Genomic DNA, 24793 nt, shown 5'->3' on the forward strand with positions numbered 1-24793 from the left:
CGGCGCGCGGCCCCGGCAAAACCGGCGCTGCGTACCATCTGCACGTACAGCGCAATGTCACCGAGATCGACCACCAGCGGCCTTGGCGTGTGCGGAGACTGCCTGCGTGCTTACTGCGTCCGCGTCAGTCCGTGACGGCGCAGCAGCTGCCGCAGGCGGCATTGCACCCGCTGCAGATCGGCTGCAGCCGCCTCATCCAGAATGCCTTTGGCCAAGGCATCGAATTGCGGCCAGAACTGGCTCGGGTCGCGCACCCGCTGCGGCCAGACCGACAACATCTTGCCCAGATCGGAAAGCTGGTGATTGGTGTGGGTGCGTATGCGTGTGCTCATGTCGCGTCTCCCGGCCAGTCTAGGGCGACAGCGTGGACCGCACCATCGTCGACCAGAGTGAAAGCAAGCTCGGCTTGCGCTATGCCGTCGACTTCCAGCCGTGGCTCGACACCGGGGCGCTGGGTGACGTCGATGACATAGGTGCTGGTGCCGAAGCGATAGCGCAGCTGGTACTGGGGCCAGCTGGCCGGGATGCACGGCACGAGGTGCAGGCGCTCGCCATGGCGTTGCAGGCCGAGCAGCGATTCGGTCAGCAAGCGGTACATCCAGCCGGCTGCACCGGTGTACCAGCTCCAGCCGCCGCGGCCGGCGTGCGGCGCCACCGCGTAGACATCGGCCGCCAGCACATAGGGTTCGGCCTTGTAGCGCTGCACGCCCGCCGCGTCGCGGGCGTGGTGGATCGGGTTGATCAGGCCGGCCAGTTGCCAGGCCCGCGCGCTGTCGCCCAGATGCGCGAAGGCCATCGTCGCCCACACCGCCGCATGCGTGTACTGGCCGCCGTTTTCGCGTACGCCGGGCAAATAGCCGCGGATATAGCCGGGGTCGTGTTCGGTACGGTCGAACGGCGGCACCAGCAGCTTGACGATGCCGGCGTCGGGATCCACCAGCTGCTGGTGCATCGCGTCCATCGCCTGTGCACCGCGCGCCGGGTCCATCGCACCGGACAGCACCGCCCAACTTTGCGACAGCGAATCGATGCGGCATTCGTCCGAATCGCTCGAACCCAGCGGCGTGCCGTCGTCGAACCAGGCCCGCCGGTACCACCGCCCATCCCAGGCATGCTGCTCCAGCGCGGTGCGCAAGGCCTGCGCATGCGTGCGGCAGGTCGCCGCGAATGTCGCATCGTCGTGCTGCGCGGCCACGTCTGCGAACCTTAGCAGCGTGTCGTAGAGGAAGAACCCCAGCCACACGCTCTCGCCCTTGCCGTCCTTGCCGACCCGGTTCATGCCGTCGTTCCAGTCGCCGCTGCCGATCAACGGCAGGCCGCGTTCGCCCAGCCGTGCCATGCCGCGTTGCAGGGCGAGCACGCCGTGCGCGTACAGCGACTGCATGTTGGCGGTGATCTGCGGCAGGTCGTAATACGATTCCTCGTCGGGCTTGAGGGCGCGCCCGTCGATAAAGCTCACGCGCTCGTCCAGCACACTGGCGTCGTTGGTGACATCCAGATAGCGGCATAGCGCCTGCGGCAACCACAGAAAATCGTCCGAGCACTGCGTGCGCACGCCGCGGTCCTGTGGCGGGTGCCACCAATGCTGCACATCGCCCTGCACGAACTGATGCGCGGCGCAGCGCAGCAGATGCGCGCGTGCCAGCGCTGGCTGCGCGTGCACCATCGCCATGCTGTCCTGCAACTGGTCCCGGAAGCCGTACGCGCCACCGGACTGGTAGTAGCCGCTGCGTGCCAGGAACCGGCAGGCGATGGTCTGGTAGAGCAGCCAGCCGTTGGCCAGCAGATCCACCGCTGGATCGGGCGTGGTCACCTGCACGGTGCCCAGCACCTGCTGCCAATGCGCGCGCACCGCCAGCAAGGCGGTGTGCGCGGCGGCCACGCCACGGCTCTGGCGGGCCAGTGTCAGTGCGGTGTCGCGATCCACCGCCGCGCCCAGGCGGAATACCGTTTCGAAGCTCTGTTCGGCCGCCAGCGTGACCGGGATCTGGATCGCCGCGCACGGGTCCAGGCCGGCACCCACGCGCCCGGACAGACGTTGCCGGCTGAGTGCGGCGGGCGCGGCCAGGCTGCCATTACGCCCGATGAATTCGCTGCGGTCGGCAGTGATGCTGCGGCTGGGTGCATCGGCATCGAAGAACGCCACGCGCCCGTCGAACTCGGTGTTGTACGGGTTGCGCGCGGTCAGCACGCTGCTGCCCAGATCCACCTCGCTGACCACGTGCAACTGCGAGCGGGTGCGGATGTCGCCCAGCACCCATTCCACGTACCCGGTGACGCTGAGCCGGCGTGGGCGGCCGGAAAGATTCTTCAACCGCAGATGGCTGAACTTGATCGGGCGCTCCACATCCACGAACACCCACAGCTCGCTGCCGATGCCGTGTTCGATATGGCTGTAGACGCTGTAACCGAAGCCGTGGCGCACCGTGTAGCGACCGCTGCCGCGGCATGGCAGCGCCATCGGCGACCACACCTGGCCGGTGTCTTCGTCGCGCAGGTAGAACGCTTCGCTGGAGGCATCGCCGACCGGGTCGTTGTGCCACGGCGTGAGCCGGAATTCGTGCGCGTTTTCAGCCCAGCTGTAGCCGGGACTGCTGTCGCTGACCACGCTGCCGAACTGCGCGTTGGCCATCACGTTGCACCACGGCGCCGGCGTGGCCGCGCCTTCGTCCAGGGTGATGCGGTATTCGCGGCCGTCGGCGGCGAACGCGCCCAGGCCGTTGTCGAACAACACCGGTTCTTCGGCGGCGGCCTGCAGGGTTCGGTCCAGGTAGGCGGCGTGGGTGCTGCTGAGGTAATCGGCGCTGTCCAGTTGCTTGATGGGCTCCAGCAACGGCGGATGCGCACGCGCGCTGGGGTGGCGCTGCAATTGCGCGTCCAGGCTGCCGTTGGCATCGCTGAGGATCGCGCGCGCCACGGTCTGCAGCAGCACGCGGTCTTCCTGCGAGATGTGTTCGATGGCGCGCACGAAGATGCCGCCGGGGCGGTCGAGCACATTGGCCTCGGGGTCTGCGGCGATCAGGCCCAGGATGGCGTCCTGCAGCGATTGCCGATAGCCGGCCTGGCTTTCGTTCCAGATCACCAGATCCGCGCGCAAGCCTTTCAGGCGCCAGTACGCGTGTGCCTGCACCAGCTGGCGCACCAGCTCCAGATTGTCGGGGTCGGCGATGCGCAACAGCACGATCGGCAGATCGCCGGAGATGGCGTGACTCCACAGCGCCGACTGGCCGCGATGGTTGTGCAGCAGCACCTCGCTGTCGGCGCGCAATTGCGGGTCGACGAACAGCACGCGTGCGGCCAGCCGTTCGTAGAGCATCGCGTCTTCCAGCGAGGCGTTGATCTGCCGGCGGATGACCTGGCTCTGGGTCAGCGCCAGGTCGAACACGCGGTCGGCCAGACGGCGGTCGCGGTACTTGTCGATCAACGCGGTGCAGGCCGCGCGCTGGGTGCCGACGCCGTAGACCATGTCCACCTGCGCCTGTTGATCCGGCGCCAGCGAAATGCGGCAGCGGATCGCCACGATCGGGTCCAGCACCGAGCCGGCCGCGCCGGACAGGCTGGCCTGATCGCGCAGGGCCAGCGGATTGCGGCTGCTGCGCCCGCGCCCGACAAATGCAGCGCGATCGGTCTCGTAGGAGATCGACGCCACGTCGGCATCGTGCACTGCCACCAGATGCAGCATCCACGGCTGCGCTTCGTCATGCCCGCGCGGGCGACGCGTGCACAGCAACGCCTGTTTGTCGGCCAGGATTTCGGTCTGCACGAACAGGTTGCTGAAAGCCGGATGCGCCTCGTCGGCCTGCGCCGGTGCCAGCACCACTTCGGCGTAGGTGGTGATTTCGATCACCCGCGTCTGCCGGGAGCGGTTGCGGATGCGCAAGCGGCGCAGCTCCACATCGTCTTCGGCGGAAATGGCGATTTCCAGATGGCTGTCGTAACGCTGGTGGCTGCCTTTGAACTCGGCCTTGGCATCGGAAAAGATCGCCTCGTACCGCTCCACCGGCACGCAGGTGGGCTGATGCGCGGCCGACCACACCGCGCCGCTGTCCACATCGCGCAGATAGCAGAACGTGCCCCAGTGATCGCGGGTGCCGTCTTCGCGCCAACGCGTCACCGCCATGTCGCGCGCGCGGCTGTAGCCGCCACCGGCCGACGTCAGCATGCCGTGGTAACGCCCGTTGGAGAGCAATTGCAGCGCCGGCTGCGGCAGATTGGGGTCGCGATGGATGCGCAAGGCCATGCCGGCTTCGGTGGCCACCGGGCGCTCGGCGGCGTCGGCCAGGCCTTTGACATACACGCCAGCGCGCGGTGCACGCTCCTGCAACAGCAACAGCGTGGCCTGGAATTGCGGGTCGGCGACAAAGCGCTTCTGCATCGGCGCGTCGCGCAACACCTGGTCCAGCGCCAGCAGCGCCATGCCCTGGTGATGCGACATGAACGAGCGCACCAGCGCATGCTGTTCGCCACGCGGCACGCGCGAGGGGGTGTAGTCGATCGCCTCGTACAAGCCGAAGCGCCCGCCAAATCCCAGCGCCTGCAGTTGCTGCAGATTGCGGCAGGCCGCATCCGGCTCGACCATCAGCGCCATCGCGCTGGCGTAGGGGGCGATCACCAGATCCTGGCCCAGGCCACGCTTGAGCCCCAGGCCGGGCACACCGAACGCGCGGTATTGATAATTGCGCTGCGTATCGACGGTGTTGTAGCCCGATTCGGACACGCCCCACGGCACATCGCGTGCGGTGCCATAGCGGATCTGCGCCTGTACCGCACCGCGCATCGAACGGCTCAGCAGCGTCTGCGGGTAGCTGGGCATGACCAGATCGGGCATCAGGTACTCGAACATCGAGCCGCTCCACGACAGCAGCGTGGGCTCGGCGCCGGTGTCGGTGAGCGTGCGGCCGAGTGCGAACCAGCTCTCCTGCGGCAACTTGCCCTGGGCGATCGCCACGAAGATGCCCAGGCGCGCTTCGGAGGCGAGCAGATCGTAATGGCCGCTATCCAGGCGCTGGTCGTCGACGTTGTAGCCGATCGACAGCAACTGCTGGGCGGGGTTGTAGAGGAAGTCGTAGTCCAGCTGCGCCAGCTGCCCGGCGATATGCGCCAGCCGTTGCAGCTCCTGCACGCGTCCGGCGGCCCAGGTCTGCACGCCGGGTGCGTGGTCGCTGGCGGCGAGTTGCCGCAGCGTGGCGACCGCATCGCCGGGTTGTTCGGTCGCCTGCGCAGCGCTGCCGGCAGGCGCCGCCGTGCAGTGGCCCACTTCGGCCAGGGCCGCCTCGCAGCTGTCGATCAAGCGTTGCGGCCACGGCTCGTCATTGTCGCTGTCCGGCATCAGCGCCAGGATCGTGTGGCTCTGCGCCAGCAGCAGGCGCAGCGCTTGGTCGGCCTGGTGCAGGCTCGGCGCGGGCTGGCTGCGGATGCTCTGCAAGCTCTGCGACATTGCGTCCAGCGCATTGGCGGCGTCGTCGCTGCGTGTCTGCGCTCGCGATGCCAGCACGCCCAGGGTGTCGGCCAGCCCATCGAACACCGCCATCGACACCGCCGGCGCATCCACCAGCGCCAGCAGCCCCTGCCGCAGCGTCAGCAGATGCCCGACCAGGTTGCCGCTGTCCACGGTGGAGACGTAGCGCGGCAACAACGGCACCAGCGTTTCGGTGTCGTACCAGTTGTAGAAGTGGCCGCGATAACGCGGCAGCGTTTCCAGCGTGGTCAAGGTATCGGCCACGCGGGTCATCACGCCGGCCACCGTCAGGTAGCCCAGATCGTAGGCGGCCAGATTGGCCAGCAGGCCCAGCCCGATATTGGTCGGCGAGGTACGGTTGGCCACCACCGTGACCGGATACTCCTGCACGTTGTCCGGCGGCAACCAGTGGTGCTGCGCAGTGCAATGGCTTTCGAAGAACGCCCAGGTGCGCCGCGACAATCCACCGAGGAAAGCGCATTGTTCCTGCGACAACTGCGCCACCGGTGCGGCGGGTTGTTCGCCCAGCCAGGCCATCAGCCAGGGCGCGGCAATCCATGCCAGCCCCAGCGGCAATGCCGCCCACAGCGCCAACGGCGACCACCACGCCACCGCAGCGATCGCCAATGCCGCGCTGCACGCGGCGCCGGCCATCAGCTGTTGCTCGGCATTGCCGCTGCGCGCGCTGCGTTCCACTTCGCTGGATGGCGCCCACTGCAGCAGATGGCGCCGGGTGATCGACATCCGCACCAGCGTGCGGGCGATGGCGGCCAGCTGCATCCCTGCTTCGAACGGCAGGCAGGCCAGCACCACGCCGGTGCGCAGCAGATGCTGACGCAGCCCCACACCGACCTGGCGCGCATGATGACGCAGCCCCAGGCCCTCGGGCGGATGCGCCAGCGCATACAGCGCCGAACACAGCCCCGGCAGCAGCCATAGCACCAGCAGCCACAGCGTCCAGCGCAATGGCGTGGGCGAACACAACCAGCCGATCAGCAACAGACTCAGCGCGGCCGGGGCCACCAGGCTGCGGCGCAGGTTGTCCAGCAGCTTGCCGCGCGACAGCCACGACAAGGGATTGCGCGCGCGCCGGCCACCCCGGTCGGGCACCCACGGCAGCAACCACGGCAGCAACTGCCAGTCGCCACGCACCCAGCGCGCGCGGCGCTTGGCATCGGTGGCATAGCGTTGCGGGTGGCGCTCGTACAGCCGCACGTCGCTGAGCAGCCCGGCGCGCACGTAACAGCCCTCCAGCAGGTCATGGCTGAGCACGCGATTATCGGGGAAGCGGCCGGCCAGCACCTGCTCGAAGGTGGCCACGGCATAGATGCCCTTGCCGATGAAGGAGCCTTCGCCGAACAGATCCTGATACACGTCCGACACCACACGCGTGTACGGGTCGATGCCCGGCTCGATGCCGAACATGCGCGCAAACCGCGACTCGCCGCCCTCGCTCATGCCGGTGCCCAGGCCCGGCTGCAGAATGCCGTAACCGGCCTCGACGATCTGCCCGGCCGCATCCATGCGCGGCACATTCAACGGATGCGACATCGCCCCGACCAGCGCGCGTGCCGCATCGCGCGGCAGGTGGGTGTCGCTATCGAGCGTGATCACATAGCGCACCTGCACCAGCGCGGCGACATCGCCTTGCACCTGCAGGAATTCGCTGGCCGCCTGCAGCCGCGCGTCGTCGGCGCAGAGCAGGCGGTTGAGCGCCTCGAGCTTGCCGCGCTTGCGTTCTGCGCCCATCCAGCAGCCTTCGCCCGCGCTCCACTGGCGTGCGCGATGCAGCAGGAAGAAGCGATCGCCGTGCGCATCGGCATAGGCCGCGTTAAGCCGGTCGATATGCTGCGCCGCATGTGCCACCAATGCCATGTCGCCAGGCAACAGCGCTTGCGTGGCATCGAGAAAATCGGTGAGCAGCGCGAAGTACAACTGTGCGTCGCGGTTGGCCAGGTAATGCACCTCCAAGGCGCCGACCAGCTCGTCGATGGCCTCGTGACTGGCGAGCATGCTCGGCATCACCACCAGCGTGCGGCAGTCGGGCGTGATGCCGGCACGCAGGTCCATGCGCGGCAACGGACGTGGGCGCACCCATAGCGTTGCCACCCAGTTAACCAGCGCAATGCCCAGCTCGCTGGCGGCCAGCAGCGCGATGCCAGCGGTGATCCACCACAGCGCCGGCGGCAGTGCGCTCACGCCCTGCAGCAGCACGCCGGTCCACAGCAACGCGATGGCTGCGATCGGCAACAGGTAGAGCGGCAGCGCAACGCGATGCGCGCGCGGGCGAGCGGGGGGCGGCGTATCTGCCGCAGCTGGGTCGCGAAGCGCGGCACGCAGCCGCGGCAATCCCGCATCCACCAGGTAATAGCCCACGTGGCCGGCCACCGGCATCGCGGCATCTGCGTGCGCCGCCAGCTGCAGCACGGCCTCAGCCACGTCCGGCTCGTCGCGGTCCAGGCGCTGCGCCAGCTGTTCCACCACATGCCGGTAGCTATCGCGGGTGTGGAAATCCATGCGTGCGTAGACGTCGGCCGGATCCTTGCGCAAGGTCTGCTCGACCACGCTCATGGCCTCGACGAAATCGCGCCAATCCATGTCGTCCAGGAACCGCAGGCTGCCGATGCTGTTGCTGATCGAGACCTGCTCGGCTGCCTGGCGCTGGCTTTCGGCGTGCACCAGCGCTTCCACACTGTGGCCCTCGCTTGCCAGCCATTGCTCCACCCAGGCGCTGGCCATCGACAACACCGGCCCACGGCCCTGGATGCCGCGCGTCAGCTCGGCCACGAATGCACCGGTCGCCGGCGGCTGCGAGCGCGCCAGGTCGGCCACCACCACCACCACATCCTTGGGTTGCGCCGCCGCCGTGGCGTTGAGCAACGCGGCCCAATGCGCGGCCAGGCGGGTGTCGCGCCCGTCGTGCATGATGTCGTCGGCAACGCGGCGCAGGTTGTCGATCAGCGCCAGCCGCAACATGATCGGAATCGCCCACAACTCGCCGAGCTTGAGCGGTGCCACCTGTTGGTAGGCCGCGATGAAACGGCTCAGCGTGATGACATCCACGCGCCCGTCGCCATGCGCCACCACCTGCAAGCCCAGCTCGTAGACGCGCGGCAGGCCCACCGACGTTGGCGTGCGCAGACGCGGTAATTGCCGGCTATACCCGGGCGGAAGATGCTGACGCGCCAGGCGCATCTGCTCTTCCACCAGATAATAGTTGTCCAATAACCACTCACCGGCCGGATGCAGGCGCAAGCCATCGGCAGACATTTCGGCCAATCGCGCTGCGGCCGTGCCGAGCGAGCGCTCGTTGAATTTGAGTTGCGACAGCAGCAGCTCGCGGGTAGGCCCGGTATAGAGCACATGCGCCTGCGCCAGGCTGTGCCCCAGCGCCTCCATCTGCTCGTCGCCAAGCAAGGCCGCGCCTTCAGGCACGGCATCGCGCACCGACGGATGCTGCAGGGTTGCTGCTGGCTGGGTAATCGACTGCCACCAGAGAGAAAACGCAGAAGCCTTCCGCTGTGGCGGCATCGAGACATGACCTGTGCAGCATAAGAGCCGCTAGAACCACGATCATGCGCGCCGGCATGGTGGCGCACGTGAAGGCCGCCCGCTTCATCGCGATGGTTTCTCCCTGGCACGCGCTAGTGGCAGCGGCGCTGGCTAGTTCTCCGCACAGGAGGCTCCATCTGCCGCACACATCACGTCATCGATCCAGGTGACATATCGCGAGATGCGGACGTTATAGACCATTTGCCCATAGAAACCGGCCTCTAGCGCGTGTTCCGGAACTGCCGTGATCCAAGATCCCAGTCCAATGAGTTGCCAGGCGCCCTGACCTTGCACCACGAGCGGGCCGCCGCTGTCACCGCTTCCCAATACACCTTCGAGGGGAAGCTCCTGTGCAGGGGGATCGAATCGATACCAGAGATAGCGGTCGTTCGCTCCAGTAATGGCGTTGTAAGCCCGCCTCAGCGCGCCACGATGTGGAGAGCCGGGAATCTGCCCCTTAATGCCATTGCCGGTTGCCCCCTTTCCTACAAACATGGCGACTTCCGTGACCTCATCGCCACCTCGATAAAGAGCGACCGGTACAACCTGCTCAACAGGTGCATCCAATTCGATCAAAGCAATGTCATCCGAACCTGCCAGAAAGGCATGAATTCTGGACGGATCGCCGGACTTCAACGCTTCTTGGCCCAGTGCGTCGGGCATGCGCTTGTAGCCAGGGTGGACGAAGACCCGAGCAACTTTGTAGGCATTCCCGTTGATGACCACCTCCGCGTCCATGCCGTCCATGGGAGCCGCGTGTGCGGCGGTGAGGACCCACTTCCGCGCGATAAGGACGCCGTGCCCTTCGCCTGGCATGTCCGCCAGAGCTGGAAACGCGGATTGATCGATTCGATAATTTGAGTCGTCAACATCGGCACGAATGACAACGCCGTTCGCCCCGAATGAAAGGGTGAGCAAAGCAACAAACAGCCAGCGTTTCATGTGTCCGCACGTCCTTGTAGGTATTGATCTGAGCCCCATCTGCAATGTGCTTGCAGATCCCGGCGCAACATAGCTGAGCAGGCTCAAGATAGGGCACACAATCTGACGAAACGCGCTGGTGAACGACGAACTCCAGGAAACGATGTCTGAAGCCGGTAGCAGCCTTTGACTCCATCGCCAACCTTGAGATGCATGCATGCGCGGCAGCAAGTTCGAGTCGGCTGTCCGCTGAGGAGCGATAACTGACGCAGCCCTGATGCCCCGGTTGGCTCCGTCAGGTTGGTAAATCTTGCAGTGGGGAACGGTCCGTCGGAGGCGCCAATCTTGGCGAACCTCTTCGTCACGGCTTTCCGTCTGATTCTTCATCTGTACCGTCCCCCTGCCATCCGACCTATTGACTACAGTTGTCGTCACGCTTACGGTAGCGACAACTGTAGTCATGGAGAGCGGCATGCGTGGCAAGACCATCGGGGACCAGGAGCTGGCCCTGCTGCAACACATCGAAGAACAACGGCAGGCCAGTGTCGGCGAAGTGGCGGCCGCGTTCGGTGAGCCGCGTGGGCTGGCGCGCTCGACCGTGCTGACCATGATGGAGCGCTTGCGCGCCAAGGGCTTTCTGCGCCGTGAGCAGGTGGACGGCATGTATCGCTACAGCGCCACCAGCGGGCAGGACGCGGTGGTGCGCTCGGCGGTGGGGCAGTTCGTGGAAAAGACCTTGCAGGGCTCGGTGTCGCCGTTCGTGGCGTGGATGTCGCAGCGCGCCGAGGTCAGCGACAGCGAGCTGGCCGAGCTCGAAGCCCTGGTTGCCAAGCTGCAGTCGCAGCGCAAGGAGGATTGAGCATGTCGCCGATGATCGAAGCCTTGCTCTGGAAATTGGGCGCCACCAGCATGCAGACCGCCGTGCTGGCGTTGGCGGTGTGGGCGCTGTGCCGCAGCGTGCGGCGGCTGCCGGCCACCACGCAGACCTGGTTGTGGTGGCTGGTGGGAGTGCAGGCCGTGGTCGGCCTGCTGTGGAACGCGCCGCTGCAGTTGCCGGTGTTGCCCGCAGCCACGCCCACGCCTGCCTTGATTGCCGGCGACAGCCTGGCGCCGATGGTGATGGCCAATGCCAGCGCATCCGGCGCCAGCGCGGTGGCCAGTGCGGGCGCGGCAGACGTGCTGCAGGGTGCAGGCGGTCCGTCCTGGGCGCTGTGGCTGGCCGCGTTATGGGTTGCCGGCGTTGCAGTGATGGCGCTCGGCACGTTGCGCGCATACCGACGCAGCCGTGCCCTGGTACGCGCTGCCGCACCGTGCACCGATCGCGCCCTGGTCGCCGCACTGCGCATGGCCGCAGAAGCGCATGGCCTGTCGCAGCCGCCGGAAATACGGCTGTCGCAGCAGATTGCCTCGCCGCAGTTGATCGGGCCCTGGCGCCCGGTGTTGCTGCTGCCCGCCGCACGCCTGCCGCACATGGCCGACGACGATCTGGATATGGCGCTGACCCATGAACTGATCCATCTGCGCCGGCGCGATCTGTGGTGGGGCTTGCTGCCGTCGCTGGCCCAGCACCTGTTCTTCTTCCACCCGCTGGTGCATCTGGCCGCGCGCGAATACGCCACTGCCCGCGAGGCCGCCTGCGATGCCGCGGTGGTCGCAGGCCACCGTCATTGCCGGCACGACTATGGCCGGCTGTTGCTGCAACTGGGCGTGGCACCGCGCCCGCACGGCGGCGTGGCCAGCGCCTCGCCGTCCTTCCTCAGCCTCAAACGGAGATTGCTCATGTTGCAGAACCCGACCTCGTTCCCGCGGTTTGGCGCGGCCCTGATCCTGGGCGCGGTGGCCATCACCGGCGTGCTGCCGCTGCGCCTGGTGGCGATGCCCGCCGCGCCGGCTGTTGCTGCCGCACCAGCGGTCGCCCCGGCCAAGCCCGCTGCCGGCGTGTCCAGCACAGCGGCACCGGCCACTGCCGCCGCTGCAGCTGCACCGGCAACTGCGGCAGCAACCGCCGCACCGGCAAACGCCGCCGCACCGGCTGCAGCGGCGTCATCCACCAGCCAGACTTTCACCACCACCTCCACGCACGGCCAGATCAACCTGTCGCATGACCCCGACCGCGATGCCTACGTGCTGCTGCAGGGCAACGACAGCGTCATGAATGGCTCGGTGGACGATCTCAAGCATGTGCGTCGTCTGGCCGGCAAGGATGGCCAGCTGATGTGGTTCCGCAAGGATGGCAAGCAATACGTCGTGCGCGATCCCGACACCTTCAAGCGCTTGAATGCGGTGTATGCGCCAGTCACCAAACTGGGCCAGGCGCAGGGCGCGCTGGGCGAGCGCCAGGGCGAGCTCGGCGAGCAGCAGGGCGAGTTGGGTGCGCAGATGGGTGAGCTGGGTGCACGTGCTGCCGACGCGGCCGCAAAGCACGTCAATGCATCCTTGCTCGACACCGATGCGCGCACACAGCAGGCCGCCGAGCGTGCGGCGCGGGAAGCAGAACGCGCAGTACGCCAGGCCGAACAGGCCATGCAGCGCAGCGGCGCCCAACAGCGGATGCAGGCGCTGGCCAGGCAGCAGGCGGCGCTCGCCACCGAGCAGGCAGATCTGGCCAGCCAGCAGGCCGCCGCCAGCGTGCGCGCCGACAAGGAAGCCCAGCGCATCATGCGCGAGGCGATCGCACAGGGGCTGGCCACACAGATCGAGGGCTGATCGCCGCAGGCCGCTGCTCGCCGGGACTGTGCAGCACGCGCAGACGGCGAGCAGCTGGCGCCCTCTCGGCCGGAGGCAGTGACGGGCGTCAAACCGGCTCGGCGCCGCACGCGCCGTGCAGGCACGCGCGGCGGGCGACACACAGCGCTGGTGACTCGGTGACGCCGCGACTCGCCGATACTGCGCAACAGGCGCAGACGGCGAGCAGACAATGACGTACCGGGTGGTGGTGTTGGGGGGCTTCGGGCATTTCGGCGCGCGCATCGTGCGGGCGCTGGCGGCGACGGCGCAACTGCAGGTGATCGCGGCCGGACGGCATCCCGGCGATGTGGCGGCCACGTGGCCGGATGTGGCACCCGGTCGCATCGCGTGCTGTCGCCTGGATATCGACGCAAGCGATTTTGCCGCGCAACTGGCGGCCACTGCCGCCGATGCGGTGGTGCACACCGCAGGCCCGTTCCAGGGCCAGGATTACGCCGTGGCGCACACCTGCCTGCAGGCCGGCATGCACTACATCGACCTGGCCGACGGCCGCGCGTTCGTCCGCGATTTCCCCGCGGCAGTGGATGCAGCGGCAAGGCAAGCGCAGCGTGTGGCCATCAGCGGCGCCAGCACCTTGCCCGCGCTGTCGAGCGCGGTCATCGATGCCTTGCTGCCGCGTTTTTCGGCGTTGCATGACATCCGCATGGTGATCGCACCCGCGCAAGGCACACCGCTTGGCCTGGCCACCGTGCGTGCGGTGTTGTCGTACTGCGGCACGCCGTTCACATGGCTGCATGAGGGCCGCTGGCAAACGGTGGTGGGCTGGGCCAGACCCATGCGCGTGCAGTTCGCCCAGCTCGCGCCGCGGCTTGCGTCGCCATGCGATGTGCCCGATCACGATCTGCTGCCCCAGCGCTATCCGGGCGTACAGAGCGTGCAGTTTCGCGCGGCGTTGGAGGTGCCGTTCCTGCAGCGCTGCCTGGCCGGTGTCGCCTGGCTGCGTCAGCACGGCGTGCCATTGCCGATGGCGCGCCTGGCCGAGGTGTTTGCACGTGCGGCACGCTGGTTTGACCGCTTCGGCACCGACCTCGGTGGCATGCGCGTGGAGCTGCGAGGCATGAGCCATCCCCAGGCTGGCGATCCCCGGCCGCTGCGACTGCAGTGGGACCTCACCGCTGCGATGCTGCACGGCCCTGAGATTCCCTGCTTCGCCGCCATCCTGCTGGTGCGCAAGCTTGCCGCAGGGCAGGCATTACCGATCGGCGCGCATGCCTGCATGGGCTTGTTGACCCTGGCCGAATTCGAGCAGGAGTTCGCGGCGTGGCAGATGGTGACCGAGCTGTTGGAAGTGCCTGTGTGAGTGCGCTGGCGCCACGGCCGATGACGGCCTGTTGTCAGGGCGTCTCCAGCATCGGAATCACGTCACGGTCCTGCGCTTCCACTGCCACCAGGCGCTGCATCAGCAGCGACAAGGTCACCACGTCCTGGTGATTGTGCTCGGCCACGCGGCGCAGGTTGCGCGCGCTGCCGCCGCGCAGGTAGCTCAGCCAGGCGGCCGGCGCTTCGGAGCCGGGCAGGTCGTCTTCGCGCACCACGCGCAGCAGCTGCCGTTCGATGGTGGACAGCTTGCAGTTCTCCCAGGTGCCGCGATAACGGCGCCGGGTGGGGAACAGCAGGTCCACATGGTCCAGCGCAGAGATCGGGTCGCCGCGGCGCGCCAGGCGGTAGCGCGTCTTCAACAACGGCGCGTCGTAGCAGCGGCCGTTGTAGCTGGACAGCACCGTCTGCGGCGACAGCCAGCTGCGGAACAGATCCAGCATCGCGCTTTCGGCCGCCATCGTGGACATCATCAACTGGCGCACGCGCAGCCCGCTGCCCTGCGTAGCGTCGGTGTACCAATCGGCCACGCCGATCATGAAGGCGCGCGTGCCGGTGCCGCCGGCCAGGCCGGTGGTTTCGGTGTCGAAGAACAATAGATCCATCGGGTCCACCGCGTCCTCGCGCTTGGCGAAGGCCAGCGACAGCGCCTGGCGCGGGATCGCCTGCGGCAGGAAGGCTTCGATCAGGTGCAGGCCGGGCGCGATCTCGTTGCCGGGCAGATGCCGATCGGTGGACGCCACGCGTACCGGCGCGTGTGCCGAGACCGCGCGCTCACGCAGGCCGATCATCTTGCGCAGGCCGGCGATATCGGTACGTCGCTGCGGTGGCGGGTTGGATGTGGGTGCAGCCGGTGTCGCGCGCATCGCCGGCACGCGCGCTGCCGCATTGGCCGCTGCACCTGCGGGCTTGTGGCGCACATCGTGGTCCACCCAGGCAAACGCCGAGCTATCGCGCGCAGGCGCTGCAGCAACCGGAGCCTGCAGGGCGCGGCGCGTCATGGCCGGTGCGGTGGGCGGGGTGCGCGGCGCACCGGCCGCCTCTGCGCTGCCGGGCTGCGTGCCTCGCACAGCCGCCTCGCGCGGCAAAGCGCGTGACCCAGACGCAGCAGCACCCGGCGCAGGCTGGCGTTGCGCACGCGTGGGCATCACCGCATCGTCCTTGCGCGCCGTGGGTGTCAGCCCGCCGACCTGGCGGCGCAGCAGGCGCAAGCGTTCTGCGCTCACCCCAGGATCGCTGCCAGGCACCGGCGCTGCCGGCGCACGCATCGGCTGCGCCGCCGCGGGCATGTCACCTGCGGCACGCGTGTGCGCATCGCCTGCCACTGCATCCGCACCGACTGCATCACCCGAGGTGCGCGCCACCGCTGCCGCGCGCAGCGGGTGGGCATCGGCCTGCGCATCGCCCGCAGCGGAAACATCCGCACCATCCACTGCAGCGCCATCTGCAACTGGCGCTGGCGCCGGCACATCGGCATGCCCGGCCTGACGCCGCAACAAGCGCAACCGGTCTGCACTCACGCTCATGCAAGCACGTCCAGCGCCAGGTCGTCGTCCACCTGGGTGGCATGCCGCAATGGCGTATCCGCATCGAACAACAGCGCCAGCACGGTCAAGGCCAATGACTTGGGCGACTCGCCCTTGCCTTCCTCATGCGCGGCCAGCACCGGGCCCACGCAGGCCGGGCAGCCGGCGCTGCAGTCGCAACGCCGCACCAGCTCGTCGGCGCGCTGCAGCAGCTCGGCCTGGCGCAGCCACAGCGGCTCGCTCAGGCCCACCCCGCCGGGGAAGTTGTCGTACAGATACACCGTGGGCACGAAGGCCTGCTGCAATTCCACCGCGCCTTCTTCGCCTTCGTCCACGCCGCGCAGCTGTCCGCGCCCGGTCTGGTCGGCCACCGCAAACCACGCGCCGTCGCCATTGCCCACCGCTTTTTGCAGGTCGCGCGCATCGGCCATCACTGCCACCGTGGCCACCACGTGCAGCGCATAGGCCGCACCCAAAAAACCATCCAGCGCATCCTGCTTGGAGGCGAACGCCTTGCCCAGCGTGGCCTGCGGCAGCTGCCACCACACCGCAGTGGTGTGCAGTTCCTGGTCGGGCAGATTGACTGGCCCGTAGCCGATGTTCTCGTGCGTGTAATAGCGGATCTTCTTGTAGCCGGACACGCGCCGCACCACATGCACCTCGCCGTGATGCGAGTCGCCACGCCCGGCCACGCCGCCGTCGAAGCGGTCCAGCACCTTCAGCTTGGTGTAGTCGATGCTGTCGGTGTAGTAGTCCACATGGGTGCGCGTGACATAGGCCTTGCGGCCTTCCCAGTCCAGCCGCTCCACCTGGTACGGCGTGCTCTGCACCATGTGGATGGCGCCTTCGTACAAGGTCAGCGCGGCGGCCGAATAATCCACCTCGGCGATGATCTGCTGTTTGCCGTCGCTCTTGTCCACCACCACGAAGTTGCCGTCGGCCACCGAGCGCAAGCTCACCGCATTGGCCGGGTAGCTGTCGGCGATCCACTCCCAGCGGTCGCCTTCCTGGTGGATCACTTCGCTCTCGGCCAGCGCTTCCAGGAACACCAGCGGGTCGATCGGCCCGAACGGCTCGCTGGCAATGAACGGCAATTCGAACGCCGCGCAGCGGATGTGATCGAACAGGATCAGCGGCTGGTCCGGCGCAATGCGCGCATGTTCGGGCGAGGCATCGGCAAAGAAATCCGGGTGCCGTACCACGTACTGGTCCAGCGGCTGCGAACTGGCCACCAGCACGCCCAGCGCGGGTTGCTGGCGGCGCCCGGCGCGGCCGAAGCGCTGCCAGGTCGCCGCCACGCTGCCGGGGTAACCGTTGAGGATCACCACATCCAGCGCGCCGATATCCACGCCCAGTTCCAATGCCGAAGTGGACACGATGCCGTCGATATTGCCGGCGCGCATCGCGCGCTCCACCTCGCGCCGCTCGGTGGGCAGGTAGCCGCCGCGGTATGCGCGGATGCGTGGCGGCTTGCGCGGGTCGTGGTCGAAGATGTCCTTCAGGTACTTGGTCAGCACCTCCACCATCAGGCGCGTCTGCGCGAACACCAGCGTCTTCAGGCCGCTCTTGATCGCGATGCGCGCAATGCGGTTGCTCTGCGAACGTGCCGATGCGCGCAGCCCCAGGTCGGCGTTGACCACCGGCGGGTTCCACAGCAGCACGTGCTTGTCGCCGGTGGGCGCGCCGGACTCGGTGATCGCATGCACCTGCTCTTCGATCAGGGCCTGCGCGTGCGCATGCGGGTTGCCGATGGTGGCCGAGCACAGGATGAACTGCGGGTTGGCGCCATAGAACGCGCAGATGCGCTTGAGCCGGCGCAACACATTGGTGACGTGGCTGCCGAACACGCCGCGGTAGGTGTGGATCTCGTCGATCACCACATAGCGCAGGTTCTCGAAGAACTGCGCCCACTTGGTGTGATGCGGCAGGATCGCCTGATGCAGCATGTCCGGGTTGCTCACCACGATGTCGCCATGCAGGCGGATCGCCTGGCGCGCATCGCCGGGCGTATCGCCGTCGAAGGTGAAGGCCTTCACCCCCAGCTCGCCGGCGCGGTTCAATTCCAGCAGCTCGGCCACCTGGTCCTGCGCCAGCGCCTTGGTCGGGAACAGGTACAGCGCCTTGGCCCCGGAGCGCATCGCCGCGCTCACCACCGGCAGCGTGTAGCACAGCGATTTGCCCGACGCGGTGGGCGTCACGATCGCCACATGTTCGCCGCGTTGCGTGGCCGCCCAGGCATCGGCCTGGTGGCTGTAGAGCTGGCTGATGCCACGCGCGCGCAAGGCGTCGGCCAGCGCGGCCGGCACGTCGGCAGGAATCGGCGCATAACGGCCGTCGCGCCCGGGCAGGGTGAAGCTGCCGGTGATGCGGTCGTGGTAGCGCCGTTCCAGGCGTTCGGTGAGCAGTGCGCCATCGCGGCTGGGCCGGCCATCGGTGGTGGCCAGCGCGCGTTCGGCGGTTTCGGTGCGGGGAGCGAGGGCAAACGGAGGCATACGGCGGCTCCCAAAGAGGGGCATGAGACAGGGGAGGTGTCTCAGGGTATGAGACCAGCGCCGAACCGGCGAGCCTGTGTCACTGAGCGGATTCAGCAAGCCGGGTATTCTGTTGCCCCCACCGCGTCACCGTTGCCCTGCACGCTGTGGCTCCCCCATTTCGAAGAACCGCCGTGCCCGTTTCCCCCAGCCTCACCGCGCCGCACTACAAGACCCGTTCCGCCCGCCGTGCCGATGTGATCGTGCACGCCGCCGGCCTATTCCTGGCCATCGTCGGCGGCGCCTGGATGGTCTGGCGCGCGCATGCCAACCAGACCATGCTGCTGGCCACCTGCGTCTACGCGCTGGGGCTGCTGGTGATGTTCGGCTGCTCGGCGGCGTACAACTTCGCCCCGCCGCAACGCCAGCCGATGCTGCGCAAGTTCGACCACGCCGGCATCTTCGTGATGATTGCCGGCTCCTACACCCCGTTCCTGCTGGTCGCCCTCGACGGCACCTGGCGCTGGGCGATGATCCTGGGCGTGTGGAGCGTGGCCTTGTTCGGCGTGTTCGCCAAGCTGTTCCTGCCCGGCATCGCCAAGGGCTTCTGGGTGGTGATCTACCTGCTGCTGGGCTGGGCCGGCATCGTGGTGATCAAGCCGCTGCTCGCCGGCCTGGACAGCACCGTGCTATGGCTGATCGCCGCCGGCGGCGCGTTCTACACCGTGGGTGTCACCTTCTACGTGCGCAAGTCGCTGGTCTATAACCGCGCCATCTGGCACGCCCACGTGCTGGGCGGCGCGCTCTCGCATTGGTGCGCAATCTGGTTGTGCCTGCAGCCGTTGGGCGGGGTGTAGCGCGCTGTCGATGTCGTCGAGCAGTCGCGTATGCCCATCGCTCGGTAGCATCGACACGTCATGGATCTATTGATCGCCTGACTACGTCGGCTTCCAATCAGAGCGCGCAGGTACGAGGGCAAGGATCAGCACATCGTCGCCGTCGCGTGTGTAGATCAAGAGATATTTGCCGTCCTGGCAGGTGTACAAACGCGTTCCCGGCAGTGGCCCAGAGTGATAGGTGGCTGCACCATCCAGCGCGTCGCCCTCGGTTTCGATCCGGTCGTCCTGTTCACATGCGGCGAAATAAATCTGCGGGTCGGAGATTTCGATCGCGCGCGCCAATGCTGAAGCGAGCAACGCGGTGCGCGCATCCAGCGCGCTCTGCTTCCAGGCCACGCTCACGCACGCGTGCCCTTTGCAGCCAGGGCTGCCTCAAGCGCCGCACGGTGTTGCGTTTTGAGCGTCTCCATCTGCTGCTTCGCCTGCGCGCTGGAGAGTGCGGGGCGGGGGTCGGCCAGGGCATGCTCGGTCTGGGTGCGTAGCGACACCGCATAGCGTGCATCCAACTCCTTGACCTTCATCGCCTCGGAGCGGTCAGGCCGGCGCTTCGCATTGCCGCCCTCGGCGTCCCACTGCGCAGCGTCCACGTGAAGCACGTCCAATGGCATGCCCATCTCGCGCAAGACCTTCAACGCACTTTCGAAGCTGCCAAACCGGCGCGGCGCATTCGCCTTGGTGGCCAGCACACGGGTCTGGTCATGGGTCTGCAATTGCACGGTCCAGGCACCGGCTTCCCCGATGACCGACGCGTGCCTGACCGCACTGGCGTCGACAAGGGCACGTGCGGTCGCCAGCTTGACCAGATTCGTCATGGCGTTATCCAGTTAACGATTAGATGGTAGCCACTTTATCATTGATCTGGCGCGCCAGCTAACGGTTGTCAGCCAGGCTCACGCCCTACAGCTTGGTCTTCATCACCGCCTCGAACGCCGCATCCGGCGCGATGCTGTCGGAGAGCACGACCACCGAATGCAACGTGCCCTTTGCCTGCACGTTGTATTCAAAGCCCACCGGCTTGCCGCCGCGGCTGAACACCTCGATCTCGCTGTACTCACCGAGCCGGCCTTCATAACTCTCGCGCTCCAGCCCGTGCTCCTTGGCAAAGGTGCCGGCGGCGCTGCGTGCGCCCTCCCACACCGCGTCTTCGTAGCTCATCGGCTGCAGCAGGCTGATCATGTGGGTCGCGCAGGCGTTGGTACTGGTCACGCCATAGCCATCGACCTCGCCCAGCAACGGGATCTTGCGGACATCGCGTTTGGGCGTGGCGGTGACGGTGCAGCCAAGCTGCTGCAGCTCGGCAAGGGTGAAGTGCTCGGACTCCGGGCGCGGCGCGCTGGGGGTGGCCGTGCCACCGTTGCAGGCAGACAGCAGGCCCAGACAGGCGAGCGGCAGGAAGCGGCGTAGGGAAACGTGCGACAACGGTGACGTCCTTGTAGTGAATGGAAAAGCGGTACGGCTTGCCTCGACGCCGACGTGCAAGCAGGACGCCAACGCGTCACGCAGTCGCCCAGGTCGAGGCAGCCAGGGCGCGCGAGGGTAGCGCGCCAGGCGTCAACGCATGCTGAGAGCCATCAACCACGCCGCCGCGCTCATTCCGGCATCACCATGCGGATCGCGCGTGTGCCGATCTCTGCACCGGTGACTGCGTCGATGGCGATCGGCTGCAGCTCGGTGCCGGTTTCCGCATCCAGAAAACGCAGCAACTTGCCCTCGCCACGGTGCTTGCGGCCCCACGCGCCGATCATGAACAGCACCGGCAGGTAATCGCGCCCTGCCTGGGTCAGCACGTACTCCTCGCGCGGCGGGCGGGTTGAGTACAGGCGCTTTTCCAGCAGCCGCTCCTCGGTCAGCGTCGCCAGCCGCTTGGTCAGCATGGTCGGGGCAATCCCCAGGCTCTGCCGGAACTGATCGAAGCGGGTCAGCCCGGAATTGGCGTCACGCAGGATCAGCATCGTCCACGCATCGCCCAGGAAGGTCAGGCTGCGCGCGATCGGGCACAGGCTGTCCGACGCATTTTTTGAGTTCATATCATTTCCGTATTGACTCACTATCAAATCGATACTAGCATGCGGCGCATGGGCAGTCCAACCGCGCGTTCCAGGCAGGTGACGGGCGCCCAGGCCGCGGCGGCAACCGCGGCGGCAGTCCGCATCAACGCACACCGCAATGCAGGTCAGCGTCAGGCACCGCGCAGCTGCACGCCGATGGCTGGCGATGTTTCTCCACCTTCCCTAAACCGCATTCCTTCAGAGACACCACGATGAAAAAGACAGTGCTAATCACCGGCGCATCCTCAGGGTTTGGCCTGTTGCTGGCCACCAACCTGCACAAGCAGGGCTTCAACGTCATCGGCACCAGCCGCGAGCCGGAAAAGCACCAGGCCAAGCTGCCTTTCAAGCTGCTGCGCCTGGATATCGACGATGACGCCTCGATCCAGTCATTTGCCACAACGCTGTTTCAATCGGTCGACCGCCTGGATGTGCTGGTCAACAACGCCGGCTACATGGTCACCGGTATCGCCGAAGAAACCGCCATCGACGTGGGCCGCCAGCAGTTCGAAACCAACTTCTGGGGCACGGTCAAAACCACCAACGCGCTGCTGCCGTATTTCCGCAAGCAACGGAGCGGGCAGATCATCACCGTCAGTTCCATCGTGGCGCTGATCGGGCCGCCGAACCTGTCGTATTACGCGGCCTCCAAACATGCGGTGCAGGGGTATTTCAAATCGCTGCGGTTCGAACTTGCCCAGTTCAATATCAAGGTCAATATGGTGGAGCCGGTCTGGTTCAAGACCAATCTGGGCCATAACGCAGTCCCTGCCGCCGGCAACTCCATTGCCGACTACAACGCTTACCGCAGGCAGGCCAATGCGGCGACCCAGAAGGGAATCGACACTGCAGAAGCACCGGATGCCGTGGTGAACACCATCCAGAAACTGATCCAGGCCAAGGACCCCAAGTTCAGCAACCCGGTCGGAAAGATGACCGGCATGATCCTGTTCCTGCAGAGTTACCTGCCAAAGATGTTTGAAGGCGCGATTTTCAAAAGCATCAAAACAGCCTGAGTGCTGTGCGTTACATGCAGCGCCAATCCAGCCGCTGATTCAATCAAGTAAACCCCACAAAACCCCCGTGTTATCACCCGATCAACGGCTTTGCTAAAGCCGTGACGCATCCCCTTTGCCACGAGTACACGAGAATGAAAGCGTATTTCTGCAAATTCATCCCGCCGCGCGCGGACTTTCTGGCCACCATGTCGGATCAGGAAAAAGCCCTGATGCAGCAGCATGCCGCGTTTCTGGACCAGCGCCTGGCCGAGGGCGTGCTGCTGGCGCATGGCCCGGTCATCGATGAAACCGGCGGCTTTGGTCTGTCGCTGTATCAGATTGCCGACGACCAGGACATTGCCGCCATCACCGCACAAGACCCGATCATCAAACATGGCGTCGGGCAGTATGCGCATTACCCCATGCTGCATTTGAAGGCGCGCGGATAAACGCCGCGCTGCAGGCGGCACGCTCAAATCGTCATCGCAGCCGCACGTTGCGGTGGCCAGAGCGCGCCGCGCATGCAGCAAGCCATGGCGGCCGCAGGCGTGCTGCGCTCAGGCCACGCTGTCAGTTGCCGGTCTTTCGAACAGGCGGGCGAACGCTCTCACCGCACCGGCACCCGCGCGCTGGCGCCCAAACCCCGCGTGGGAAACGCCGCCTCCACCGGCGCACGCCGCTGCACCCACATGTCGCCCATCATCCGGTCCAGCCCGCGGTCCAGGCCGGTGACCAGCCCCGCACCCGGGGTAAAGGTCAGCTCGCCGAAATAGACCTGCCCGTGCTGGATGTACCAGTCCACGCGTACGTAATCGAAGTCGCTTGCCAGCAGCTTGCTCAGCTCCAGCGCCTGTTCCAGCAGCGCCGGCGCGCAGGGCGGTGCGCGCCCGTCGTCGCGGATGCGGTGAAAGGCCTCGTGCAGGTTGCCCACAAAGAAGGTCATGCCCAACTTCGGCGTGTCGAAGCGCCCGTAGATCACCTGCAGCACGTACTGAAAACTGCCGTCCACCTGCCGGAACATGTGGAACTTGTAGTCCACCGGCACCTGCTGCGCATCGCCGATGTACTGCTCCACCAGAATGCGCGGCGGAATATCGCGGTAATGGATCTCGCGCACCTTGTCGGAGAAGTCGGTGCGCAGCCATTGGCCGCAGCGCTCGATGATGCGGCGCTTCTGCTGCGCATCGGGCTCATCGCGCACCACCTCCACCATCGCCGCGCCATGGTTGGCCTTGATCACGGTCTGCCGCCACTGCGGCAGGCGCAGCAGCTCCTGCGGGTCGGTGCTGTCCAGCAGCAGCGGGATCAGGTGCGCCTCGCCGATCCTGGCCGCCACATACGGGCGCACCGCAAACTTGTCCGCCAGCCGCCGGTACAGCGGGTAATCGCCGTGCACGCACTTGCGGTAGAGGATCTTCTCGTTGAAGCACTTGGGCGCGTACAGATCCGGCAGCCGGCCGAAGGTGTGCAGGTAGTACAGCCGGTCCTGGTGCCGCCAGGGCAGGGTGCGCAGCAGGCCGCGCGCGCCCTTGCGCAGCAGGCGCTTGAGGCCGGCCACGTCGGTGCCCGTGGGCGTGGCGCGGCCGTCGCCCGGAGACGTCGTCAACACCGGCAGTAGCGCAGCCCACGGCTGACCTGCCCCACCGTGCGCGCCCAGCGGCTGCGCCTGCAGCCCCATCCCGTTGTCGGCCATCGCCAGATCCCTCGTCCGTAGTGAAGTGAGACTTGCATCACATTTGAGTGTGATGTGTGTCACGGTATACGGAAAGACGCAGACCAGGGTTGCGAATCGTCTTAAGCGACCCGATTGCGCAAAGATCGCGTCGCTTTGGGCATAAAGGCCGGCGCCCGGGCCCGCGCTAGCGCCCGCTTTTGTGCGCCGCGCAAACCTGCGCAGGCCAGGGCCTGCGACCGGCCGCCTGGCGCGTGCGGCACCAGCAACCGGCACAACGCCGCGCCGGGTGCGCAGGCCCGGGCTGCGGGGCAGGCGCGCAATGGCGCACGCATGCCCCGCCACCTGGGCGGCAGTGCGTGGGAGCAAATGCCGGCGCGGCCGGCAAGGGGAGGCAGTCGCATCGCAGGCCGGCATCGCGCAACATCACGCACCGGCACTGCAGCCTGCAACGGATGGCCCATGCACGTCACCAAACTCCTGTCCCTGGCAGCGCTGTGCCTTGCGCTTGCCGCCTGCGCAGACACAGACCAGCCCGCACAAGCCGATAAGGCGCCCACATCGGCGCAGGCAGCAGCCAGCCCCGCCACCGCAGATGGCAACGTCGCCGCACTGCCGCCCGCCCAGGCGACCAATAGCAGGCCGCCTTCGGTCAGCCAGCAGGCAAGGCGCTATCTCTGCCCGCAGGGCCCCAATGCCTGCCCGGCCGGTGGGCCGTTGATCGCCAACTCCGATGCAGAGGCGCAGTGGCTGCTGCGCCACGGCTACCCGACGGAGCACGAACTGGCCCGCTTGGAAACCCTGACGCTGGATCAGCTCAAGGCCGAGTCGCAGGCAGGCAACCAGCCCGCAACGGTGATCTACGGCAAAAAGACCGCACTGGCGGGCCGTTTCTATCAGGGCATCGACATCCTGCGGCGGGCCGCGGTGGCGGGGAACCTGTACGCGTACTACGGGCTGTCGGACGTATACGTCAGCGACACCGCAAACAAGAACCTGGTCGACAGCCTGGCCTACCTGCGCCTGGCCTACCTGTTGGGCGATGCAAAAGCCTCGGCCGTCATCGCATCGCGTGGCCTGAGCAGTGTTGAAAACGTCGTTGCCGACGAGCGCGCCGCGTCACTGCACAAGACGTTTTCCAAGTACCAGCGCCCCTCGCCACGGCCGCTGGAATAACGCCGGG

Annotated in this window: 17 protein-coding genes; 7 read left to right on the forward strand and 10 right to left on the reverse strand. The window is 66.9% G+C overall.

Features of this window, described 5'->3' with window-relative positions; genetic code table 11:
* Positions 1-110: 110 nt before the first annotated feature.
* The 3 genes from ABQ137_RS00630 to ABQ137_RS00640 all read right to left on the reverse strand — a co-directional run bounded on the left by ABQ137_RS00630 (position 111) and on the right by ABQ137_RS00640 (position 9952).
* Positions 111-332 (reverse strand): hypothetical protein, encoded by a 222-nt coding sequence (locus tag ABQ137_RS00630; protein WP_046345213.1) that lies wholly within the window; start codon positions 330-332, stop codon positions 111-113.
* Positions 329-8989, reverse strand: coding sequence for a glycoside hydrolase family 94 protein (locus tag ABQ137_RS00635; protein ID WP_503021174.1), 8661 nt, complete (start codon positions 8987-8989; stop codon positions 329-331). The genes ABQ137_RS00630 and ABQ137_RS00635 overlap by 4 nt, the downstream gene beginning before the upstream one ends.
* A 132-nt stretch (positions 8990-9121) precedes the next feature.
* A complete protein-coding gene (locus tag ABQ137_RS00640) occupies positions 9122-9952 on the reverse strand; it encodes a S1 family peptidase (RefSeq protein ID WP_349780936.1) in 831 nt (276 codons plus the stop codon).
* Between the two features lie 439 nt (positions 9953-10391).
* Here ABQ137_RS00640 and ABQ137_RS00645 point away from each other — a divergent pair, with 439 nt between their 5' ends.
* From ABQ137_RS00645 to ABQ137_RS00655, 3 genes are all read left to right on the forward strand, one after another.
* On the forward strand, positions 10392-10790 hold the full coding sequence (locus ABQ137_RS00645; protein WP_024940429.1) for a BlaI/MecI/CopY family transcriptional regulator: 399 nt from the start codon (positions 10392-10394) through the stop codon (positions 10788-10790).
* 2 nt (positions 10791-10792) lie between these two features.
* Positions 10793-12637 carry a M56 family metallopeptidase gene (locus tag ABQ137_RS00650; protein WP_349780937.1) on the forward strand — a complete coding sequence of 615 codons (1845 nt, stop codon included), beginning with the start codon at positions 10793-10795 and terminating at the stop codon, positions 12635-12637.
* Positions 12638-12848: 211 nt separating this feature from the next.
* A complete protein-coding gene (locus ABQ137_RS00655) occupies positions 12849-13979 on the forward strand; it encodes a saccharopine dehydrogenase NADP-binding domain-containing protein (RefSeq protein WP_349780938.1) in 1131 nt (376 codons plus the stop codon).
* A 34-nt stretch (positions 13980-14013) separates the two neighbouring features.
* Here ABQ137_RS00655 and ABQ137_RS00660 read toward each other — a convergent pair whose 3' ends face one another.
* Entirely contained in the window at positions 14014-15522 is a 1509-nt protein-coding gene (locus tag ABQ137_RS00660; protein WP_349780939.1) for a ribonuclease H-like domain-containing protein, read from the reverse strand.
* Positions 15519-18014 carry a DEAD/DEAH box helicase gene (locus ABQ137_RS00665; protein WP_349780940.1) on the reverse strand — a complete coding sequence of 832 codons (2496 nt, stop codon included), beginning with the start codon at positions 18012-18014 and terminating at the stop codon, positions 15519-15521. Before ABQ137_RS00665 ends, ABQ137_RS00660 begins: the two co-directional genes overlap by 4 nt.
* Positions 18015-18187: 173 nt before the next feature.
* Here ABQ137_RS00665 and trhA point away from each other — a divergent pair, with 173 nt between their 5' ends.
* Positions 18188-18850: a PAQR family membrane homeostasis protein TrhA gene (gene trhA / locus ABQ137_RS00670; RefSeq protein WP_184432719.1), complete on the forward strand. Its 663-nt coding sequence runs from the start codon at positions 18188-18190 to the stop codon at positions 18848-18850.
* Positions 18851-18931: 81 nt separating this feature from the next.
* Here the strand turns inward: trhA and ABQ137_RS00675 are convergent, their stop codons facing one another.
* From ABQ137_RS00675 to ABQ137_RS00690, 4 genes are all read right to left on the reverse strand, one after another.
* Positions 18932-19234, reverse strand: coding sequence for a type II toxin-antitoxin system RelE/ParE family toxin (locus ABQ137_RS00675; RefSeq protein ID WP_349780941.1), 303 nt, complete (start codon positions 19232-19234; stop codon positions 18932-18934).
* On the reverse strand, positions 19231-19704 hold the full coding sequence (locus ABQ137_RS00680) for a hypothetical protein (protein ID WP_228315113.1): 474 nt from the start codon (positions 19702-19704) through the stop codon (positions 19231-19233). The genes ABQ137_RS00675 and ABQ137_RS00680 overlap by 4 nt, the downstream gene beginning before the upstream one ends.
* 85 nt (positions 19705-19789) lie before the next feature.
* Positions 19790-20311: a hypothetical protein gene (locus ABQ137_RS00685; protein ID WP_016902924.1), complete on the reverse strand. Its 522-nt coding sequence runs from the start codon at positions 20309-20311 to the stop codon at positions 19790-19792.
* A gap of 170 nt (positions 20312-20481) precedes the next feature.
* Complete coding sequence (locus ABQ137_RS00690) at positions 20482-20919, reverse strand: winged helix-turn-helix transcriptional regulator (RefSeq protein ID WP_349780942.1); 438 nt, start codon at positions 20917-20919, stop codon at positions 20482-20484.
* Positions 20920-21152: 233 nt separating this feature from the next.
* Here ABQ137_RS00690 and ABQ137_RS00695 point away from each other — a divergent pair, with 233 nt between their 5' ends.
* Together ABQ137_RS00695 and ABQ137_RS00700 are read left to right on the forward strand one after the other, a co-directional pair.
* On the forward strand, positions 21153-21956 hold the full coding sequence (locus ABQ137_RS00695; protein ID WP_349780943.1) for an SDR family NAD(P)-dependent oxidoreductase: 804 nt from the start codon (positions 21153-21155) through the stop codon (positions 21954-21956).
* Between the two features lie 134 nt (positions 21957-22090).
* On the forward strand, positions 22091-22387 hold the full coding sequence (locus tag ABQ137_RS00700; RefSeq protein WP_039529401.1) for a YciI family protein: 297 nt from the start codon (positions 22091-22093) through the stop codon (positions 22385-22387).
* Between the two features lie 158 nt (positions 22388-22545).
* Here the strand turns inward: ABQ137_RS00700 and ABQ137_RS00705 are convergent, their stop codons facing one another.
* Positions 22546-23616 carry an ATP-grasp fold amidoligase family protein gene (locus ABQ137_RS00705; RefSeq protein ID WP_349781486.1) on the reverse strand — a complete coding sequence of 357 codons (1071 nt, stop codon included), beginning with the start codon at positions 23614-23616 and terminating at the stop codon, positions 22546-22548.
* A gap of 456 nt (positions 23617-24072) precedes the next feature.
* On the opposite strand from ABQ137_RS00705, the gene ABQ137_RS00710 reads away from it, so the two are divergent.
* Positions 24073-24786: a hypothetical protein gene (locus tag ABQ137_RS00710; protein ID WP_349780944.1), complete on the forward strand. Its 714-nt coding sequence runs from the start codon at positions 24073-24075 to the stop codon at positions 24784-24786.
* The last annotated feature ends 7 nt before the right edge of the window (positions 24787-24793 follow it).

The sequence above is a fragment of the Xanthomonas sp. WHRI 8393 genome (assembly GCF_040203315.1).
Classification (GTDB): domain Bacteria; phylum Pseudomonadota; class Gammaproteobacteria; order Xanthomonadales; family Xanthomonadaceae; genus Xanthomonas; species Xanthomonas arboricola.